The sequence below is a fragment of the Pseudomonas sp. 2995-1 genome, assembly GCF_002742505.1.
In the GTDB taxonomy this organism is placed as follows: domain Bacteria; phylum Pseudomonadota; class Gammaproteobacteria; order Pseudomonadales; family Pseudomonadaceae; genus Aquipseudomonas; species Aquipseudomonas sivasensis.
This window is the reverse complement of record NZ_LJSA01000380.1, coordinates 1-333: the sequence shown is the minus strand read 5'-3', so window position 1 is coordinate 333 and position 333 is coordinate 1. Positions and strand designations below refer to the sequence as shown.

The following is a 333-nucleotide window of genomic DNA, read 5'->3' as shown; positions in this document are numbered from 1 at the left end:
GTTTTTTACTTATATCATGGGAGTTTCTAGTTAATGATAACTCGAAGCTAAACACAGCAATCATGTATACGTTCACAGGTAGGATAGATGAAGCTAACGAGGTTCTTAATATGCAATGGATTCTCCTATATGTCCCTGTGTATCTTTATAGTATTTGGGATAGTAGGAGAACAACAATTGATATAAATAAGTATGCCATCATGGCAGATAAGAACTGGACAGCCTCTGAAATAAATCCAATTACATTTTCATCATTGGAAAATAACTTTTTAGATAAGCGAAAAAACTGGTTAGCAATATTTTGGTCACTGATCACTCCTGGACTAGGTCACC

General features: G+C 34.8%; 1 protein-coding gene. It reads left to right on the top strand.

The genetic code is table 11. The features are described from left to right. Positions 1 to 110 precede the first annotated feature (110 nt). Positions 111 to 333: hypothetical protein (locus tag AOA61_RS31865; RefSeq protein ID WP_218197359.1), on the top strand; the 223-nt coding region annotated here is incomplete at its 3' end.